The 20366-nt window shown below is 63.8% G+C and carries 14 protein-coding genes; 4 read left to right on the plus strand and 10 right to left on the minus strand.

What is annotated here, in order from left to right:
- From deoC to V7S54_RS25865, 8 genes are all read right to left on the minus strand, one after another.
- The gene (gene deoC / locus V7S54_RS25830; RefSeq protein WP_065374726.1) at positions 1–1014 is read right to left on the minus strand and encodes a deoxyribose-phosphate aldolase; all 1014 of its coding nucleotides are present in this window, start codon (positions 1012–1014) and stop codon (positions 1–3) included.
- Positions 1015–1192: 178 nt separating this feature from the next.
- The gene (locus V7S54_RS25835) at positions 1193–1924 is read right to left on the minus strand and encodes a DeoR family transcriptional regulator (RefSeq protein WP_058325026.1); all 732 of its coding nucleotides are present in this window, start codon (positions 1922–1924) and stop codon (positions 1193–1195) included.
- A 233-nt stretch (positions 1925–2157) separates the two neighbouring features.
- Positions 2158–3960 carry an aminopeptidase P family protein gene (locus V7S54_RS25840; RefSeq protein ID WP_065374725.1) on the minus strand — a complete coding sequence of 601 codons (1803 nt, stop codon included), beginning with the start codon at positions 3958–3960 and terminating at the stop codon, positions 2158–2160.
- Positions 3961–3985: 25 nt separating this feature from the next.
- Positions 3986–4993, minus strand: coding sequence for an ABC transporter ATP-binding protein (locus V7S54_RS25845; protein ID WP_141679420.1), 1008 nt, complete (start codon positions 4991–4993; stop codon positions 3986–3988).
- A gap of 2 nt (positions 4994–4995) precedes the next feature.
- Positions 4996–6009 (minus strand): ABC transporter ATP-binding protein, encoded by a 1014-nt coding sequence (locus V7S54_RS25850; RefSeq protein WP_065374723.1) that lies wholly within the window; start codon positions 6007–6009, stop codon positions 4996–4998.
- A 1-nt stretch (position 6010) separates the two neighbouring features.
- Positions 6011–6880: an ABC transporter permease gene (locus V7S54_RS25855; protein WP_065374722.1), complete on the minus strand. Its 870-nt coding sequence runs from the start codon at positions 6878–6880 to the stop codon at positions 6011–6013.
- On the minus strand, positions 6877–7818 hold the full coding sequence (locus V7S54_RS25860; protein ID WP_336409016.1) for an ABC transporter permease: 942 nt from the start codon (positions 7816–7818) through the stop codon (positions 6877–6879). The genes V7S54_RS25855 and V7S54_RS25860 overlap by 4 nt, the downstream gene beginning before the upstream one ends.
- Before the next feature lie 63 nt (positions 7819–7881).
- On the minus strand, positions 7882–9459 hold the full coding sequence (locus V7S54_RS25865) for an ABC transporter substrate-binding protein (protein ID WP_065374720.1): 1578 nt from the start codon (positions 9457–9459) through the stop codon (positions 7882–7884).
- A gap of 227 nt (positions 9460–9686) precedes the next feature.
- Here V7S54_RS25865 and V7S54_RS25870 point away from each other — a divergent pair, with 227 nt between their 5' ends.
- Positions 9687–10307, plus strand: coding sequence for a helix-turn-helix domain-containing protein (locus V7S54_RS25870; RefSeq protein WP_083203659.1), 621 nt, complete (start codon positions 9687–9689; stop codon positions 10305–10307).
- 56 nt (positions 10308–10363) lie between these two features.
- On the opposite strand, the gene V7S54_RS25875 is transcribed toward V7S54_RS25870, so the two are convergent.
- Positions 10364–11395: a trans-3-hydroxy-L-proline dehydratase gene (locus V7S54_RS25875; protein ID WP_065374719.1), complete on the minus strand. Its 1032-nt coding sequence runs from the start codon at positions 11393–11395 to the stop codon at positions 10364–10366.
- Between the two features lie 291 nt (positions 11396–11686).
- On the opposite strand from V7S54_RS25875, the gene V7S54_RS25880 reads away from it, so the two are divergent.
- From V7S54_RS25880 to pbpC, 3 genes are all read left to right on the plus strand, one after another.
- Positions 11687–12352 (plus strand): GntR family transcriptional regulator, encoded by a 666-nt coding sequence (locus tag V7S54_RS25880; RefSeq protein WP_058325998.1) that lies wholly within the window; start codon positions 11687–11689, stop codon positions 12350–12352.
- Positions 12353–12563: 211 nt separating this feature from the next.
- The gene (locus V7S54_RS25885; RefSeq protein WP_336409015.1) at positions 12564–18020 is read left to right on the plus strand and encodes an alpha-2-macroglobulin family protein; all 5457 of its coding nucleotides are present in this window, start codon (positions 12564–12566) and stop codon (positions 18018–18020) included.
- Between the two features lie 8 nt (positions 18021–18028).
- Positions 18029–20110 carry a penicillin-binding protein 1C gene (gene pbpC / locus V7S54_RS25890; protein ID WP_065374717.1) on the plus strand — a complete coding sequence of 694 codons (2082 nt, stop codon included), beginning with the start codon at positions 18029–18031 and terminating at the stop codon, positions 20108–20110.
- On the opposite strand, the gene V7S54_RS25895 is transcribed toward pbpC, so the two are convergent.
- Positions 20100–20312: a hypothetical protein gene (locus tag V7S54_RS25895; protein ID WP_065374716.1), complete on the minus strand. Its 213-nt coding sequence runs from the start codon at positions 20310–20312 to the stop codon at positions 20100–20102. The genes pbpC and V7S54_RS25895 overlap by 11 nt on opposite strands.
- Between the last annotated feature and the right edge of the window lie 54 nt (positions 20313–20366).

Below are 20366 nucleotides of genomic sequence, written 5' to 3' on the forward strand. Positions count from 1 at the left end.
TCATCCAATCGGGTGTCGGTTGAGGGCCGAATAGGCGCCGGTCACGTGGTGTTCGAGCTGCCGCTCGATGTCGGCAAGCAGGCTCGACGCACCGATGCGGAAGAGATCCGGCTCGAGCCATTCGCGGCCGAGTTCGTCCTTCATCAGGAACTGGTAGTTCAGGATGTCCTTGGCCGCGGAGATGCCGCCTGCCGGCTTGTAGCCGACCTTGAGGCCGGTCTGCTCCTGATAGGCGCGGATCATGCGCAACATGACGAGCGTCACCAGCAGCGTGGCATTGACGCCCTCTTTGCCGGTCGAGGTCTTGATGAAATCCGCACCCGCCATCATGCAGACGAGCGAAGCGCGCGCAACATTGCGCAGCGTCTTCAGGTCGCCGGTGGCAAGAATCGCCTTCACATGGGCATCGCCGCAGGCGGCGCGGAAGTCACGCATCTCGTCATAGAGCGCCTGCCAGTTGCCAGTGAGAACATGCTCGCGGGTAATGACGATGTCGATTTCCCTGGCGCCATCGGCAACCGAGGCCTCGATCTCGCGCAGCTTCACATCGTGCGGGATAAGACCGGCCGGAAAGCCGGTGGAAACCGCGGCGACGGGAATGCCCGAACCGTCAAGCGCCTCGACGGCGGTCGAAACGAAACGATGATAGACGCAGACAGCACCGGTCGTGATACCGCGACCGCCCATGCCAAGCGCGTCGAGCAGATCCTGGCGCACGGGCTGCCGCGCCTTGGCGCAGAGACGCTTGACGCGCTCCGTCGTATCGTCGCCATTAAGGGTGGTGAGGTCGACGCAGGTGACGGCCTTCAGCAGCCAGGCGGCCTGGGCGTCCTTCTTGACCGTCCGACGGCCGGGCAGCGTCGCAACGCGGCGCTCGGCGGCAGACAGGTTGACGCGCTGGTCCAGCACCCACCCGAGGTCGAGATCGATGCCGTTGTTGCGCGGCCAGTTATGGCCCGCCGCCGGCGAATGCGCGGCTTTCGTCGCGCCTGACTTCACAGCTAGGTCTTCCAAGCGATGGCTCCTTGAACTCCCTGTCACGGCACAACTCTACACCCGGGGCGCAGCCGTGGAGATCGTCAATTTTGTTATTTTTCTACCGATTTTTTGTGACTATTCCATCAAATACTGAGGGTGTCAAGCGAAGCGTCCGGATTTTGACGAATTCGTAATATTTTTGATCCAGCCGCGATTACTGCCCCGGCACCAGGGTTTCGCCCTCTTCGGTAATGACAGATCGAAAGACGTGAAGAGGCGCGAAAAACGCCGGCTTCAGCTTGCCGATCTTGCTGAGATCGATGACGAGATGGTTCTCGCGGGCAAGCGAAATGACCTTCTGCTTTACCGACACCTCGTGGAAATGCACGCAGGTCGCCCCTCGGCCCGGATCAACGCCCGCCGCCGAAAGGAAGGCAACGTTGATGCCGAGCGAATCGAGCGTTTCCAGCCCGGAATTGCCGGAGAAGGATGCCGATGACGGGTGATAGACGCCGCCCAGCATGACGATGCGGACATTGGGCTTGTGCGTCAGCTTCTCCGCCACGTTGAGCGAATAACACACTGCCGTTATTGAATAATCCTCCGGAATGAGATCGACGAGGTATTCCAAGGTGGTGCCGCAATCGATGAAGATCGTCTCGTCCGGCCGGATATGGCGGGCGGCGTGGACGCAGGCCTCGCGCTTGGCGGCCGCATGGCTGTCGGCTTCGCGCGCAAGCTCATAGGGCGCATCGGGCTCAATCTCTCCCGCCGGCACGATATGCCCTCCGAGAAAGGCGAACTGGCCGGGATTGTCGGCAACGTCGCGGCGGATCGTCATTTCCGAGACGCCAAGCAGGGCCGCAGCATCGCGCAGATGCAGAACTCTCCGCCCCGAAAGCGCGTCGGCGAGCTGGATGATGCGGGCTGTCTTGCGGCTGACCATGATTTCTTCCGTGCCAGAAAAGTCCTGCAGCCTTGCGCGGCCCGAACAATCTTTGTGAAAAATATCACAAACGGTACCGTGCGAGCAAGAGGAGTCACATTTGAATGAAAGGCACCGCACACGACCGCCGAGCGACCGCCCATCAGAAAGAGAATAGCGGCGGACCGATCGGCCCGCCGCCACAATGCTATCCGTCATGTAAGGCCGCGAAAGGAAAGACGGCCAAGGAACAATCACGCTCCGACCGGCGCCGTCCGTTCGGCTAGCCAGCCGACCGTCTCCTGATCGAGCAGTCCGTCCAACTCCTGCACCACGCGGCCATGATAGGCATCGATCCACCTCCGCTCGGCCGCGGTCAGCAAATCCATGTCGGCGAGCCGCAGGTCGATAGGCACCAGCGTCAGGCTGCGGAAGCTCAGGAAACCGTCGCCATCGTCCACCACCTCCACCTGGTTCTCGATGCGGATACCGTAGGCGCCGGCCTTGTAATAGCCGGGCTCTATCGTCGTCACCATGCCGGGCTTCAGCTCGATCTCGTTGACGCGACGGTCGAAGCGCTGGGGCTGTTCATGGACCGAAAGGAAGTGGCCAACGCCGTGACCGGTGCCGTGATCGTAGTCGAGCCCGAGATCCCACAGGGGACGACGGGCGAAAGCGTCAAGCTGGTGGCCATAGGTGCCCTTGGGGAACTTCAGCGTTACCATGGAGATCAGCCCCTTGAGAACGGCGGTGTAGGCGCGCCGGATCTCGTCGCAGACCGGGCCGATCGCGGTCGTGCGGGTGGCATCGGTGGTGCCGGTCAGGTATTGCCCGCCGGAATCGAGCAGATAGATCCCGCCTCTCGCGATCGGCGCACTGGTCTCGCTCGTCGCCGCGTAATGGCACATCGCCGCATGGCTGCCGGCCGCCGAGATCGATCGGAAGCTCGGCTCAACGAAGCTTTCCTCCATTTGCCGGTAACCGAGGATGCGCTCCTCCGCCTCCAGTTCGCTCACCGGCCGGCCGCTCGCATCCCGATCGGCGGCATTTTGTTCAAGCCAGGCGAAAAAGCGGATCCAGGCCGCGCCATCAAGACGGTGGCAATCGCGAAAGCCGGCAAGCTCGGTCGTGTTCTTGTGCATCTTGGCAAGCGTGATCGGGCTTCGGGCAAGCTGCACAGTTCCGCCGGCGGCCCGCGTCGCATGCGCCGTCGCCGACGGCGCGAAACTGGGATCGATCAATGCCGTGCGCCCCGCCGCTATCGTCCGCACGCGCTCAAGCAACTGCCCCGGCTCGGCGATCGCGACATCGTCGAGTTCGAAATCCGAGAGGTCGTTCGGCAGCTTGCGATGATCGACCAGCCATTCCGTCTTGCCGTTGCGGTCGAAGATCAGGAAGGATTGCGGCATGGGATTGAAGGCGACGTCGCGGCCACGGACATTGAGGAACCAGGCGATGTTGTCGGGCTGCGCCTCGATCAGCAGATCCGCCCCCTGCTCCGCCAGCATCTCGGCGATGCGGCGCTTTTTCTCGGCGACGCTTTCGCCGGAATAGGCAACCGGAAAGGCCATGATCTTGCCGAGCGGCTTTTCCGGCTGATCGGCCCAGATCGCGTCGACAAGATCCTCGTCGACGGGCGTCCAAAAACCGCCCGCAGCCTTCACCGACCGGCCGCAATCCACGTCCCAGGTCGACGGCAGCAGCATGGCATTGAAGCCGACGCGCTCGCCCTTGCGCAGGTTGTTCCTCAGCCACTCCTTGAGCGGCGCATCGTAAAAGTGCTCGATCGCAAAGGTGTCGAGATCCACTTCGTCGCGCACCTGCACCTGGTAGCGGCCATCGACGAAGATGGCGGCGCGGTCGCGCATGACGATCGCCACGCCGGCGGAACCGGTGAACCCGGTGACGAAAGCCAGGCGATTGTCGTGCGGCGCGCAATATTCGCCCTGATGCTCATCGAAGCGCGGCACGACGTAGCCGTCGAGCCCGGTTTCCGCAAGCTTGCGCCGCAGGGCGCCGATCCGGCCGGAGATATCCGGCCTTGCTGTTGTATCCATGAGTCTTTCCCTATCGAGTGGAGTTTCAGGCGTCGCCAATGGTCTCGGCGAAATGGCAGGCGGTCATGCCGGCACCGACCGGACGCAGCGCCGGCTTTTCGCGGCGGCAAAGCTCGGTCGCGTGCGGGCAGCGCACGTGGAACGGACAGCCGGGCGGGATGGCGAGCGGGCTCGGCAACTCGCCCGATAGCGCCGGGGCGCGACGTCTTGCGCCGGGATCGAGCGAAGGCGCGGCAGCAAGCAGCCCCTTGGAATAGGGATGGATCGGCCTCGAAAACAGCGCCTCCGACGGGGCGATCTCGACGATCGCGCCAAGATAGATGACGGCGACGCGGTGCGAGACGTGGCGCACTAGCCGCAGATCATGCGCCACGAACAGCACTGTCAGGCCCAATTCGTCCTGAAGCTCGATCAAAAGATTGACGACCTGCGCCTGCACCGAGACGTCGAGTGCCGAGACCAGCTCATCCGCAACAAGACAGGTCGGCTCCAGCGACAACGCGCGGGCGATGCCTATGCGCTGGCGCTGGCCGCCCGAGAATTCGTGCGGATATTTGTCGGCAGCCCCCTCAGGCAGCCGGACAAGGTCCAGCAGCTCGTCCACGCGCTGGTCGATCGCGGCCCCCTCGCGCATGCGATGCACGGATATCGCTTCTCGCAGCGTGTCGCGCACGGTCATGCGCGGGTTGAGCGAGGTATAGGGATCCTGAAACATCATCTGGACGCGCCTGTTATAGGCCCGCCTCCGCGCCCCCTTGAGGCCGACGACGCTTTCGCCCTCAAACAGGATATCGCCAGCGGTTGGGCGGTGCAGTCCGGCGATCAGGCGCGCGAGCGTGGACTTGCCACAACCGGATTCCCCGACGATGCCCAGCGTCTCACCCGGCATCACGTCCAGGTCGACGCCGTTGACCGCCGAAACGACCTGATGTGGGCGTCTGGCCAGGGTGTCGGAGAGCGAACGCCGCTTCTCGAACCGCATGGATAGTGCGCGTAGCGAAAGCAAAGGAGAATTGTGTGCTGAAGCTGGCATGGTCATTGCGCTGCCTCCCGCGGTCTGAAATGCGTTTGTGCGTCTGCAAGGTGATGGCAAGCGACCTGACGCAGGGTGCCGACGCTCTCGAGCCAGGGTCGGACATCGGCGCATTCGGCACCGGCAACGGGACACCGCGCGCAGAAGGCACAGCCGGGCGGTAGCGCGTTCAGCGCCGGCGGTGCGCCGGGGATGGAATAGAGCGGCGTGCGCGGCGCCACGTCGCGCGGTATCGAGCGCAGCAGTCCCAGCGAATAGGGATGGCGTGCGTCGCCGATGACATCGGTCGTCGGACCGACTTCGCAAAGCCTGCCGCCATACATCACGGCGACGCGGTCACAGGTCTCCGCAACGACCCCCATGTCATGGGTGACGAGGACCACCGCCATGCCGAGGTCGCGGCTGAGCGACTGGATCAGCCGCAGGATCTGATCCTGGATCGTAACGTCAAGCGCCGTTGTCGGCTCGTCCGCAAGCAGAAGCTTAGGATTGGAAGCAAGAGCGATCGCGATCATCACCCGCTGTCGCATGCCGCCCGAAAATTCGTGCGGGAAATCATCAAGACGATTGCGCGCCGCGGGGATGCCGACGAGATCGAGAAGCTCGATTGCGCGCGCCTTTCGCGCCCTGGCATCGAGATCCGTATGCGCCACGAGATTTTCCGAGATCTGCAGGCCGACCGTCAGCAGCGGATTGAGCGACGACATCGGCTCCTGAAAGATCATCGCGATCTCGCGGCCACGGATGCGCCGCAGCTGCGCCTCGGAAAGCGCGACGAGATCCTGACCGTTCCAGAGGATCTCGCCAGCGACCCGCCCCCGCGGGCGGACGATGCCGAGGATCGAGCGCAGCGTGATGCTCTTGCCCGAGCCGGATTCGCCAACGAGCCCGAGGATTTCGCCCTGTCCTACCTGGAACGAAACGTCATCGACCGCGACCAGCGGCCGCTCTCGCGTACCGAACTCGGTGCGCAGGTGCCGGACGTCGAGTACGGCGGGTTTTTCTTGCGTTCCCATCTCAGCGCCCTTTCGGTCGAAGCAGATCGGCAAGCGCGTCGCCGACGAGGCTGAAGCCGAGCCCGGTCAAGACGATGGCGATGCCCGGCATCAGGCTCATCCACCAGGCCGTCATCAGGAAGTTGCGGCCCTCGGCGATCAGCACCCCCCATTCGGCAGACGGCGGCTGCGCGCCGAGGCCGAGATAGCCGAGCGACGACCCGAGCAAGATCGCGAGCGCCATGTCGGTCATCCAGTAGACGAGGATCGGCGAAATCGCATTCGGCAACAGATGCCGGAAGATGATGCGTCGGTCGGAATAGCCGAGCACCCGGCCGGCGGCAGCATAGTCGTTGGCCTTCTGCGCCATGATTTCGGCGCGCGTCAGCCGGGCGTAATAGACCCAGTTCACCGCGGTGATCGCCACATACATGTTGACGAGGCCGGGACCGAGCACCGCGACGATCGCGATCACCAGAACCAGGAAGGGAAAGGTGATGATTGCGTCGACGCAGCGGCCGAAGATGACGTCGGCGATTCCGCCATAATAGCCAACGAAGGCGCCGACGGTGATCCCGATCAGAAGCGCGAAGATCGTCGCGAAGAAGGCCATCTGCATATCGACACGATAGGCCCAGATGACCCGTGAAAGCACGTCGCGGCCGAAATTGTCGGTGCCGAACGGATGCGCAAGGCTCGGCCCCTGCTGGATCGCCTGGAGGTCGAAGGCGAGCGGATCGTAGGGCGCAAAGACCTGCGGAAACAACGCGAGTGAAAGCGACAGGCCAAGGATGACGATGCCAACGGCAAAGGACGGACGGGAAAAGGCGCGGGCCAGAAAGGCAGCGAGCCGCCCCCGCTTGCGCGATTGGGTTTGGGTCAGCACGCTCATGATTGGCGAAGCCTCGGATCGAGCCAGGATTGCACGACATCCGTCAAAAGGAAGACGACGGAGACGAGCACGGCGAAGGTCAGTGTCAGGCCCTGGATCAACGGGTAGTCGCGGGCAAAGATCGCCTCCAGCATCAGCCGGCCGACGCCGGGGATGGCAAAGACCGTCTCGGTCACCAGCGTGCCGCTCATCAGGTTGCCGATCGACAGGCCCAGCAGCGTCACTGTTGAGACGAGCGCGTTTCGCAGCACGTGCCGGGTCATGATGATGCGCGGCGAAAGCCCTTTGGCCCGCGCGAATTGCACATAGTCTGCGTCGAGTACCTCGATCAGCGAGGCGCGCAGATTGCGCAGGATGATCGCCGAGGTATAGAGCGCGACGCTGAGCGCCGGCAGGATCAGATGGTAGAGATTGGCAAGAAAAGTCTTGCCGTAGCCGCCGACGGGAAACCAGCGCAGTTGCGCCGCCAGCACCGTCAGTAGCAGCAGCCCGATGTAGAAGACGGGCATGGAAAGGCCGACCTGGAAGACGCTGCGGATGGCGACATCAACAGGGCTGTTGACGCGCGACGCTGCAAGGAAGGCGAGCGGGCCTGCAAGCAGGACAGCGAGCGCGATCGAATAGAGCGCAAGGAAGATCGTCGTCGGCAGGCGGGCAACGATGATCTCCGCCACCGGCGCCTTCAGCATGATCGAGCGGCCGAGATCGCCGGTTAGTGTGTTCTTGACGAAGACGAGGAACTGAACCGGCAGCGGCTGATCGAGGCCGAGATTGTGCCGGATCTGTTCGAGCTGGGCATCGGTCGCCTTGGCTTCGGCCATGGCGATCGCCGGATCGCCCGGCAAGAGGCGCACGAGCAGGAAGATGAAGATCATCACCAACAGAAACGTCGGGATGATCTGCAACAGCCGCGCCACGAGATAGGAAAATGAGGGCATGGTTCCAACCTTCAACGGAAGACCGGGCGGGTCTCCGCCCGGCCTTCAAAGATCGTTCCGCTATCAGTCGGCGCGCCAGGCTTCAGAGAAGTCGTTGGCGCCGAGCGGCGTCTGCACGTAGCCTTCGATCGACTTGGAAACGGCGACGGCGAAGGGCGTTTCGAACAGGAAGAGCAGCGGCGCCTCCGCCGCATAGATCTCCTGCATGCGCTTGTATTCGTCCTTGCGCTTGGCCGGATCGGTTTCGACGTTGGAGGCTTCAAAGAGCGTGTTGAATTCCTGGTTGTTCCAACCGGTGCCGACGGCCTGGCGCTGCTTGTAGTAGCCGAGCCAGCCGGTCACCTGCGCCGGGTCGTTGACGTCGTTCGCCCAGCCATAGGTGTGGATGTCGAAATCGCCGGAGCGGTTCTTCTCGCCGCGGGTCGGGTTGTCGACCTGCTCGACCTTGAGGTTGACGCCGAGCGGCGCCCACATCTGCTGAAGGGCTGTAAACAGCGTCGCATCGTCGGCGCTGCCGGCAAGCGTCGTGAGTTTCACCTCGAAGCCGCCACTGAGGCCGGCTTCCGAAAGCAACTGCTTGGCCTTTTCCGGATCGTACGGATAAAGCGCCGCCGGGCCGTAGTGAAGCTGAGTTGCCGCCGACATCAGCGAGGTCATCGGCTTGCCGGTGTCGAAGGTCACGAGCTTGATCAGCACGTTCTTGTCGGTCGCATAGTTCAGCGCCTGGCGGACCTTGATGTCGGAAAGCGGGTTCTTCGAGCCATCCTTCTTCGCCTCGCGCGTGTTGATCGGCGCGTAGACGATACGGGTCGACGGGAAGAGCTCCATCTTCAGGTTCGGGTCGGCGCCCAACTCGCCGACGCGAGCAAACGGAATGAACTCGGCCGCATCGACTTCGCCGGCCTGAAGCTTGAGAATGCGAGTGGCGTCATCGGGAATGACGAGGAATTCCACCCGGTCGAGATAGGGCAGCGGCTTGCCGTCTTCACCCTGGCGCCAGTAGTTCGGGTTGCGCTCGAAGCTCATGCTTGAGCCCTGCACGTGGCTCTTCATGACGAAAGGACCAGAGGTTACCGGTCCGGCTGCGAAGAAGGCGCGTGCCTTTTCCTGGTCCGTTGCACCAGCCGCCTTTTCGAAGGCAGCCTTCGGCATGATGCCGGTGTTGAAGGTCGCGAGGATCGAGATAACAGTCGGATCGGGGTTCTTCAGCGACACGGTAATCTTGTTGCCATCGGCTGTCACCTTGTCGACGGCGCCAAGCAGGCCGGCCCAGGGGCCGAGATTGGCGTCGCGGGCACGGTCGAGCGAAAAGACGACGTCGGCACCGGTCAGATCCGAGCCGTCGGAGAATTTCAGGCCACTTCGGAGCGCCAGTGTGATGGTCCTGCCGTCGGCGGAGACCTCATGGGTTTCGGCAAGCCCTGGCACGATCGAACCATCGGGACCATTGCGCAGCAGCGTTTCATAGAGGCCGTTCACCATCCAGAGATCCGGATTTCGGTCGGCGTAAACGGGATCGATGACGGTCGAATCGTCATAGCGCGCGAAGGTCATCGCGCCGCCGCGTTCGATCGCAAATGCCGAGGTGGCTGCAAGCAGCCCGAGCGTCGCGCCGAGCATGATTGGCAATATACGTTTCATCTCACTCCTCCTTTTGACCGCAGCCAGCATCGATCGCGCGCTCAACACGTTCAATTGGATATTGGATCCAATTTTTCTTAATGTTTTTGGACGCCGACGGATTGCCGCGAAGACGTTCTTGTAGTTCCCCTTTTCAAGAAGGCCGGCATGCGATCTGATCGCTTGCCGAACCAACTTTAGCTGGACTAAAGTACATCGATAGACGTGAGTCAAGCGGAAAGAAAATCATGCCCCTGAAGATCGAAGAGGCGCCAGAAGTAGCCGGTGGCGCCTCCCTTCCCGAAACCTCGACGCCCGCCTCGCTCGGGCAAATGCTCAGGGCGCGCCGCAAGGAAATCGGCAAGACCATGAAGGACGTGGCACGCGAGGCCGGTCTGACGGAAGGCTTCATCAGCCAGATCGAGCGTGGCATCTCCACCCCGTCGCTGATCTCGCTTTACAACGTCGCCAACGCGCTGGGTACCAGCGTCGACACCTTCCTGTCGCAGCCGCCGCAGCACGGGCATTCCATGGTATCGCATGCCGGCGAACGGCCCGGCTACAATGTCGAGACCAAGGAGCGTGTCTACGAACTGATCGAACGCGGCTTTCCGGGCGCCGCGCTCAACGGCTGCATCACCCATATGCCCAAGGGTTACGCCTCCGAACTGACGAGCCACGAAGGCGAGGACTTCCTCTACCTGATCGAGGGCGAGATGCTCTACGAGATCGACGGCAAGGAATATCTGTTGAAGGCTGGCGACACGCTGCACTTCCCAGCCTCGTTGCCCCATCGCGCCCGCAATGTCGGCGCCGGGCCGGCCCGCGAACTCTGGGTCGGCACCACCCGGATCATCAAGGACGACTAGGGCGGCAACGCCAAACCGAAAGGCGGGCCGCATAACGCGGCCCGCTCCGATATCGCTTACTGCTTGCGCGGCCAGGTATCGGCAAGCCGATAGCCGGCCGGCCACGGATCGGCCGGGTCGAGCATCACCTGGTGCGTGCCGGTGATCCAGGCGCGGCCGGAGATTTCCGGCACGATCGCCGGGCGTCCTCCGACCGTCGTCTCGCCGGCGATGCGGCAATTGAACGTCGAATCGATGATGGAATGGCCGCTGAACCGCTGGCCGACCTTCATCACGCCGCGGGCATGCAATACCGCCATGCGTGCCGAACAACCGGTGCCGGTCGGCGAACGGTCGAGCTTGGCCGGCTGGATGACAACCGTGTTGCGACCGTGCAGAACGCCGTCCTTTTCCTCGACCGGCAGCGTGAGCTGGCAGAAGGAGATGTGTGCCCATTCCGGGTTTTCCGGATGGGTGAAGCCGAGCTGTTCGTTGGCCGCGCGGGTGATCTTGATGCCGGTTTCGGCGAGTTCACGCGCCTCGTCCGGCGTGACCGAAAACCCGAGCGCGCGAGCGTCAGTGATGACGAAGCTGTCGCCGCCATAGGCGGTGTCGACGGTCAGTGTGCCCAGGCCCTCGACCTCGAGCTTCGCATCGAGCTTGTCGGCAAAAGATGGAACGTTGGTGACGGTGATGCGTTCGGCCTTGCCGTTGCGGCACTGGGCCACGACGTTCACCAGTCCGCCCGGCGCTTCCAGCACCATGTGGGTTTCCGGCTCCTGCATCGGCACGATGCCGCTGTCGAGCAACACGGTCGAGACGCAGATGGAGTTGGAGCCGGACATCGGCGGCGTATCCTCGGGCTCCATGATGATGAAGCCCATCGTCGCGCGCGGATCCTTCGGCGGCACGAGCAGGTTGATGTGGCGGAAGACGCCGCCGCGGGGCTCGTTGAGCACGAAATTGCGCAGCGTCTGGTCTTCAGCGATGAAGCGGCGCTGTTCCCACAGCGTATTTCCGGGCGGCGGCGCGACGCCGCCGACGATTACGTCGCCGACTTCACCCTCCGCGTGGCAGGATACGATGTGGACGACCTTGTTGCTGCGCATGCCTCTTCTCCTCCAAGCGGTGGACGGCGCCACCTGGGCGACCGATGCCCTGCGCATCGGCCGTGCTCCCGCATTTTGCCGGGATCATACGCGACAGCGCTGAGCCCGACGAAAAGACTCATAGAAAGATTGGATCCAATATACAATCTGAAATATTCGAAATCGCGTCCTGAGCCACAAGGCTCTGTTGTTGCCCGGCGTCTGGATTGGACCTATGACCATTGACCAACAACGCAAAAACGCTTCCGAATTCGCCGAGCCGGAAGGCTTGGCCAGCAGGGTTTGAACACGATGAAACTCGATGCCGTCGATGTCAGGCAAGCCGCTTCAGCCGCCGATATCGTCTATGAAGCCTTGCGCAAGGCGATCATCGAAGGTGACCTCGCCGAGGGCGAGAACCTGCGCCAGGACCACATCGCCCAGATGTTCAACACCAGCCGCATTCCGGTGCGCGAGGCGCTTTCACGTCTTGAGCAGCATGGCCTGATCACCACGGAGCGCTACAAGGGCGCGGTCGTCGCCGGGCTTTCGATCGAGGAAATCGAAGAGATTTTCGAGTTCCGCGCGCTCATCGAGGCCGAAGTCATTCGTCTGGCCGTGCCCAACCTCGACCGTCGCACACTCGAGCTTGCACGCCAGCATTGCGAGGAGTTCGAGCGCGAAGAGAATGCGGATCGCTGGGGCGAGATCAACCGCAACTTTCACTACAGCCTCTACGAGGCGGCGCGCCGCCCCTATTATCTCCAGATCGTCCGCGCCTCGCTCGACCGCATCGATCGCTACCTTCGGGCGCAGTTGACGCTGACATCAGGCGTTGCCCGGGCGCGTCGCGAGCACAAGGCGATCCTGGATGCCTGTATGGCACGCGATGCCGAGCGGGCTTGTGCGTTGACGCGCGACCATATCCTTGATGCCGGTCGCTCGTTGACCATCTTCCTCAGAGAACAAAGAGGCTAGCGGCGCAGCTTTTTCGTCGCTTTGACCAACCGTCATAATAGTTTGATTTACATATCGTTTTATCTTGTTTCATTCCGGATCGATTCTTGACTCTTCACACCAGGACTCCCGCTGAAATTGCGCCGCACGTTGACCTCTCCTCGGTTGACAAGCGACCCGGAAGCCTGAAAAGTGAAGCCCCTATCGAGACCGGCAGCGTTGGGAGGACTTGATGTCTGTGCGCGCGTTTTTCGGCCTTTCCACCCTACTTTTGTCTCTTTTGACCATCGGAAGTCCCGCCGCTGCGCAGGAGACCGGCCGACAGGTCGAGATAACTAGGGATGGCGACTATTTCGGTTTCGATCTCAGGACCGAGCAAAACGTCTCGCTCGACGAGTGCCAGCAGACCTGTATCGCCGATCAGTCCTGCCGCGCCTTCACCTACAATCCCAAGGTGAAGTGGTGCTTCCTCAAGTCCGATTACAATCAGCTGAATTCCTTCCCGGGCGCGATCGCCGGCAAGATCGTGCAGCCGCAGGCCGCCGAAGCCGATATCGGCGCACCGCCGCGGCTGAAATTCCTGTCGGACCAGATCCAGCAGGACGCCCGCAACACCAAGGCCAACCTCGCGCTTGCCGACGACCAGCAGGGGATGGGCGTCAATACGCTCCTCGACATGGCGCGCGGCCAGGCCGGCATGGGCAATATCGAGAACGCTCTGAAGGCGTTCCAGGGTGCGCTGGCGATCACGCCCGACGACGCCGAGCTTTGGCTTGAGACAGCCCGCACTGCGAACCGCATCACCAACAACTCGGCCGTCTCGATGCAAGCGGCGATCGCCGCAATCAACGGTTATGAACTCACGCGCACGACCGAGAGCCGCGCCCATGCGCTCGCCGTCATGGCGAAATCGCTCGAAGGCGCTGAAAACTTCCGCGCCGCACTGGACGCCTACAAGGCGAGCCTGGAGCTGGTGAAGGCGAAATCCGTCGAGGCGGCCTATCTCGATCTCAAACAGCGCAAGGGCTTCCGCGTGGTCGAGCATACGATCGACTCGGACGCAGCAACGCCCCGCGCCTGCGTGCAGTTCTCAGAACAGCTTCTGAAGAGCGGCGCCGACTATGCCTCCTTCGTCACCGTCAACGGCGCGGCGCCAAAAGCGCTTGAAGCCAAGGGCGACCAGATCTGCGTGGAAGGTCTTTCGCATGGCGAGCGTTACAAACTGACGCTCAGGACCGGCCTGCCATCCACCGTCGACGAGGTGCTGGAAGCGCCCATCACCCTCGACATCTATGTCGCTGACCGCGCCCAGATGGTGCGCTTCACCGGCGACAGCTTCGTGCTGCCCTCGACCGCACGCCGCAGCATCCCCCTCGTATCAGTCAATACCGACAGCGCCAAACTCAAGCTCTACCGCGTCGGCGACCGCAGCATCGCCCAGGTGCTGCAGAGCTCGCAGTTCCTGACACAGCTCGACGGCTACAGCGCCCAGCGCATTGAGGACGAAAGCGGCGAACTCGTCTGGCAGGGCACGATCGACATCGCGCGTGACATCAACAAGGAGGTTGTCACCAGCTTCCCGGTCGACGAGGCGCTGCCTGAGCGCAAGCCCGGCGTCTATGTCCTGACCGCAGCGCCTTCCACCGGCGTCAGCCAGGAATGGGATGCGCGGGCGACGCAATGGTTCGTCGTTTCCGATATCGGCGTTTCCACCTATGCCGGCACCGACGGGCTGAACGTCTTCGTGCGCTCGCTCGCGTCGGCGGAACCGATCGAAGGCGTTGAACTGCAGCTCGTCGCCAAGAACAACGAGATTCTGGGCACGGCGACCAGCGATGGCGATGGACGCGTTACTTTCACGGCCGGCCTGATCCGTGGCACGGCCGGACTGACGCCTGCGGTCATCACCGCCAAGAAGGGCGAAGACGATTACGTCTTCCTCGACATGAGCCGCGCCGGCTTCGACCTCTCGGATCGCGGTGTCACCGGCCGCGCCGCGCCCGGCGCCATCGACATACTCGCCTGGACCGAGCGCGGCATCTATCGTGCCGGCGAAACGGTGCATGCGGCGGCGCTCGCGCGCGACGTCGACGGCATGGCGATCGAGAACCTGCCGCTGACCTTCGTCTTCCTGCGCCCGGACGGCGTCGAGTATCGCCGCATGACCAGCGCCGGCGGCAAGCTCGGCGGACATACGCTCGATCTCGACACCCAGGCCAACGCCATGCGCGGCACCTGGACGATGCAGATCTTCACCGATCCGAAATCCCCGGCGATCGGCGAAAAGCAATTCCTGGTCGACGACTTCGTGCCCGACCGAACCGAGTTCGACCTGACGAGCGACGCCAAGGAAGTCGCCGTCGGCGGGGCCGCGAGCGTCGCTGTCGACGGGCGTTATCTCTATGGTGCGCCGGCGGCCGGTCTCGAGCTGGAAGGCGAAGTGACGATCAAGCCGACGCGCGAAAGCGCTGCCTTCAAGGGGTACTCCTTTGGTCTCGCCGATGAAGAGGCGAGCGAAGATACCCGCCTGCCGCTTGAGGAGCTTTCGCCGCTCGACGAGGAAGGCAAATCCAGCTTCGACGTGCTGCTCGATGAAGTGCCCTCGACCACGCAGTTGCTCGACGCCACAGTCACTGTCCGCATGCGCGAAGCCGGCGGCCGTGCCGTCGAGCGCGCGCTGAAACTGCCCGTTCGTGCCGAAGGTCCGATGCTCGGGATCAAGCCGGAATTCGAAGGCGAACTCGCCGAGAACTCCGTCGGCAAGTTCCGCGTCATCGCCGTCGATCCGGCCGGCGCCAAGATCGCCATGCCCGGGGCACTGTGGAAACTCATCAGCGTCGAGCGCAATTATCACTGGTACCGTGACGGCAGTGCCTGGAAATACGAGCCTGTCGTCACCACCAAGCAGGTGGCAAACGGCAGCGTCGACCTGACGGAAGACGGCGGCGAAATCGCCGTGCCGGTTGGTTGGGGGCGCTATCGCCTGGAGGTCGAGACAGCCTCGATCGACGGTCCGACGTCGAGCGTCGAGTTCGACGCCGGCTGGTATGTCGCTGCCACCTCGACGGAAACGCCCGACGGCCTGGAGATCGCGCTCGACAAGGAGAAATACGCGGTCGGAGACACGGCCAAGCTCAAGGTCTCGCCGCGCTTTGCCGGTGAACTGCTGGTCACTGTCGGCACGGAGAACCTGATCACCACCCAGACCGCATCGATTGCCGCGGAAGGCGGCGAAGTCGAGCTGCCGGTTACCGACGCCTGGGGTGCCGGCGCCTACGTGACGGCCACGCTCTACCGCCCGGGCGATGCCCAGGAAAGCCGCATGCCGATGCGCTCGATCGGCATCAAATGGCTCTCGGTCGATCCGGCCGAGCGCAAGCTCGCCGTCACACTCGATGCACCGGAAAAGATGGAACCGCGCCAGCCGCTCGACATCAGCCTTCAGGTTGCCGGTGCCGGCGCCAACGAGGAAGCCTATGTGACGGTCGCCGCCGTCGACGTCGGTATCCTCAACCTCACGCGCTACGAGGCGCCGGATCCGGAAGCCTGGTATTTCGGCCAGCGGCAGCTCGGCCTCGAGATCCGCGACCTCTACGGCCGCCTGATCGACGGCTCGCTTGGCGCCACCGGAAAACTGCGCACCGGCGGCGACGGCGGCCAGGTCGCTCTTCAGGGCAGCCCGCCCACGGAAAAGCTGGTCGCCTTCTTCGAAGGTCCCGTACAGCTCGACGGCGACGGCAAGGCAACCGTCAGCTTCGATATCCCGCAGTTTAACGGCACGGCGCGGCTGATGGCCGTCGCCTGGACGAAATCCGGTGTCGGCCACGCCACGCGCGACCTGGTGATCCGCGATCCGGTTGTCGTCACCGCCAGCCTGCCACGGTTCCTCGCCCCCGGAGACCGGTCGGAACTGAGGCTCGAAATTGCCAACACCGACGCGCCGGCCGGCGAGTACCAGATCCATGTCACGACCAGTGGCCCCGCCACGGTCGAACAACCGGGCACCGGCAACACGGTGACCCTGGACCAGGGCGGCCGTTCCTCCATCACCTTGCCGGTGGTCGGGCAATACCCCGGCAACGGCGTCGTTACGGTGGCGCTGACCGGTGCCAACGGACTTTCACTGGAACAATCGCTCGATCTGCTTGTGCGTCCGGCAACCCTGCCGGTGACCCAGCGGCAGGTCGTCGCAATCGCGCCCGGAAGCAGCCTGACGGTCGACGGGCAGTTGCTCGCCGACAGCATTCTGCAGGGCGCCTCGGTCAACCTCAGCGTCACGCGTTCGGCCGCCTTCGATATGCCGGCGCTGCTGATGACGCTCGATCGCTACCCCTATGGCTGCGCCGAACAGACGACGAGCCGCGCGCTGCCGCTGCTCTACCTCAGCGAGCTCGCCAAGCAGTCCGGTCTCACCGACGACGAAGGCGTGACGAAACGGGTGCAGGAGGCGATCTATCGCGTACTTTCCTATCAATCGTCGTCGGGCAGTTTCGGCCTCTGGGGCCCGGGTTATGGCGATCTCTGGCTCGACGCCTATGTCACCGATTTCCTCACCCGCGCCCGCGAACAGAAGTACGACGTGCCGGAGGCCGCGATGGTCCAGGCGCTTGAAAACCTGCAGAACGGCGTCAGCTACGACACCAATGCCAAGGACCGCGGCAACGAGATCGCCTATGCGCTCTACGTGCTCGCCCGCAATCGCAAGGCGGCGATCAACGACCTGCGCTACTACGCCAACACGCTGATCGATGACTTCCCGACGCCACTCGCCAAGGCGCATATCGCCGCGGCGCTGGCACTCTATGGCGACGCCCAGGGGTCGCGGGATACGTTTGCCAAGGCGGCGAACATGTCGACCGGCCTCATCAATGTCAGCCTGTCGCGCTCCGATTACGGCTCGTCGCTGCGTGACAACGCGGCGGTGCTGGCGCTCGCCGCCGAAAGCCGCCCGGTTCCGCCGATCGTTCCCGAGTTGTCGAAGATCGTCGCGCGCGAATGGGAGCAGAAGACTTACACCAGCACCCAGGAACAGGCCTGGATGCTGCTTGCCGCCCGCGCCATCCAGAACGGCGATGAGGACATGGCACTGGAGGTCAATGGCGCATCGAAGACCGGCAGCTACGCCGCCCAGATGACCGGCGACGCGCTTACGACCCATCCGATCGTGATCCGCAACCAGGGCGCCGATCCGGTCTCGGCCGTCGTCACCACGGTTGCCGCACCCGCCCAACCGCTTTCGGCCGGCGGCGACGGTTTCACCATCGAGCGCACCTACTACACGCTCGACGGCGCCGAGGCGAACGTCATGGAAGCGAGACAGAACGAGCGCTATGTCGTCGTACTGAAAGTGACGGAAGCCAACGACTGGCCGTCGCGCGTGCTCGTCACCGACCTGTTGCCGGCCGGCTTCCAGATCGACAATCCGAGCCTCGTCGACAGCGCCCAGCTCGGCAACTTCGAGTGGCTCGGCGAGATCACTGCAACGCATACGGAGTTCCGCAACGACCGCTTCGTCGCGGCGCTGGACCGCAGCATCGGGGCCGGGCGCGAAGTCACGCTCGCCTATGTGGTGCGTGCCGTGACCCCGGGCGTTTACGACCATCCGGCTGCCTCCGTCGAAGATATGTACCGGCCGCAGCTTTCGGCCCGCACTGCCACCGGGCGCATGGAGGTTCAGGCGGCACAATAGGCACGACCATGTCGATTGGGCGCAAACTGCTGATCGCCTTGCCCGTCTGCCTGCTGCTGACGGGGCTGACGGGCTTTGCGATCGAGAAGGCCGACGAGGCCTTCCCGCCCCCACTTGCGGAGGCTGCCGTCGTCTCACGTGAGGTGGACGACGCCAGCGGTCAATTGTTGCGGGCCTTCGCAACACCGGAAGGTCTCTGGCGGTTGAAGACGACGGTCGACGATGTCGATCCGCAGTTCCTCAAGATGCTGATCGCCTATGAGGACCAGCGCTTCCAGGAGCATTCGGGCGTCGATTTCCTCGCGCTCGGCCGCGCTGCTCTGCAATTCGTCAGCAACGGCCGGATCGTCTCAGGCGCCTCGACACTCTCGATGCAAGTCGCACGCCTGATCGAGCCGCGCGCGCAGCGCTCCGTCACCGCCAAGCTGCTGCAGATCGCCCGCGCTATCCAGATCGAAAGGCGCCTATCGAAGGACCAGATCCTCAACCTCTACCTCACCCACGCGCCCTATGGCGGAAACATCGAGGGTGTGCGCGCCGCAAGTCTCGCCTGGCTCGGCAAGGAGCCGAAGCGGCTGACGGCCGGTGAGGCAGCGCTGCTCGTCGCCCTGCCGCAATTGCCGGAAAAGCGCCGGCCGGATCGCAATCATGCCGCGGCAGTCGCTGCCCGCGAGCGGGTGCTGACCCGTCTCGCCGTCGCTGACGTCATCGGGGACGGCGAAGCCGAGCGCGCAATCGCGACATCTGTCCCCTCGCGCCGCCTACAGCTGCCGTCCTATGCCGCCCATCTCGCCGAGCGCGCGTTGCGCAAGGACGCGCACGCGGCCCGGCATCAGACGACCTTGCGCCTCGCCGTCCAGCGTAACCTCGAGGCCGTGGCAAGGGAAGGCGCTGCCAAGCTGGGGCCGAAGGTTTCGGTCGCCATGATGATGGCCGATGCTAAAACCGGCGAGATCGTCGCTTCGGTCGGATCTGCCGACTATTTTGATGCGAGCCGCTCCGGTTGGATCGACATGACCCGTATCACGCGCTCGCCGGGTTCCACCCTCAAGCCGTTCATTTACGGCCTTGCCTTCGAACAAGGGCTGGTCAGCCAGGAAACGATCATCGAGGACCGCCCGGCGGACTTCTTCGGCTATCGTCCACGCAACTTCGACATGAGCTATCAGGGCGATGTCAGCGTGCGCGAGGCGCTGCAACTCTCCTTAAACGTGCCGGCGATCCGCCTTCTCGACGCCGTCGGCCCGGCCGAACTGATGATGCGGTTCCGCCGCGGCGAGGTGAAACCGGCGCTGCCGGCAGGCGAAGCGCCAGGGCTTGCAATCGGCCTTGGCGGCGTCGGCCTATCGCTGCGCGATCTCGTGCAACTTTACGCCGCGCTTGCCAACCGCGGCTTTCCGCTCCGGCTCGGCGACGGCGTCGATGGCAAGGCCGGCCTGATCGAAGCAGAGCCGCTGCTATCGCCCGTAGCCGTCTGGAACGTCTCCGATGCGCTCTCGGGCGTGTTGCCGCCGACGGGCAGCCGCCAGCGCGGCATCGCCTACAAGACCGGCACGAGCTACGGCTACCGCGACGCTTGGTCGGTCGGTTATGACGGCCGTCATGTGCTCGGCGTCTGGGTCGGACGACCCGACAACGGCGCCGTGCCGGGCCTCACCGGCTATGGCAGCGCTGCCCCCATTCTCTTCGAAGGCTTCGCCAAGGCCGGCTTCGGCATAACGCCGCTGCCGGATGCTCCGGCCGGTGCAATGCGCATCTCGCAGGCCGAACTGCCGATCAGCCAGCGCCGCTTCTCCCTGACCGCAAGCGGCCTCGTCAATGCTTCGGCGCGCGAACCGGCGCCGCAGATCGTCTTTCCGCCGGAAGGGGCACGCGTCGAACTCGGTATGGATCACGCGGCAATCTCGCCGCTGACGCTCAAGCTGCAAGGCGGGCGAGCGCCGTTCCGCTGGCTCGCCAATGGCCGGCCTCTCCCTGAGCTGACCCGCCGCCGGGTGACACAATGGCAGCCCGACGGGGTCGGCTATTCGACGTTGACAGTCATTGATTCTGTCGGCCGCGCCGCCAGCGTGCGCGTCTTCATCGAGTAACGGCGCTTGCGTCGCGCGCGGTTTCTTCAGCCGTACCGCCCAGGACCGCTTCGATTTCCTCCTCCAGTCGCGCTGCGTCCAGCGGCTTGTGCAGGAGGCGATAGCCGCTTGCGGTCACCTCCCTGAGCCGCGCCGGAGACGTTTCGCCGGAAAGGATAAGGGCCGGCACGTTCCGCCCGAGATAGCGGTTGATGTCCCACACGGCACCAATCCCCGCCTGCCCCGCGCTTGCGGCTCGATCCTCATCGGGCTTGGC

Source organism: Ensifer sp. CCNWLY38 (assembly GCF_037120565.1).
GTDB lineage: Bacteria > Pseudomonadota > Alphaproteobacteria > Rhizobiales > Rhizobiaceae > Ensifer > Ensifer adhaerens_H.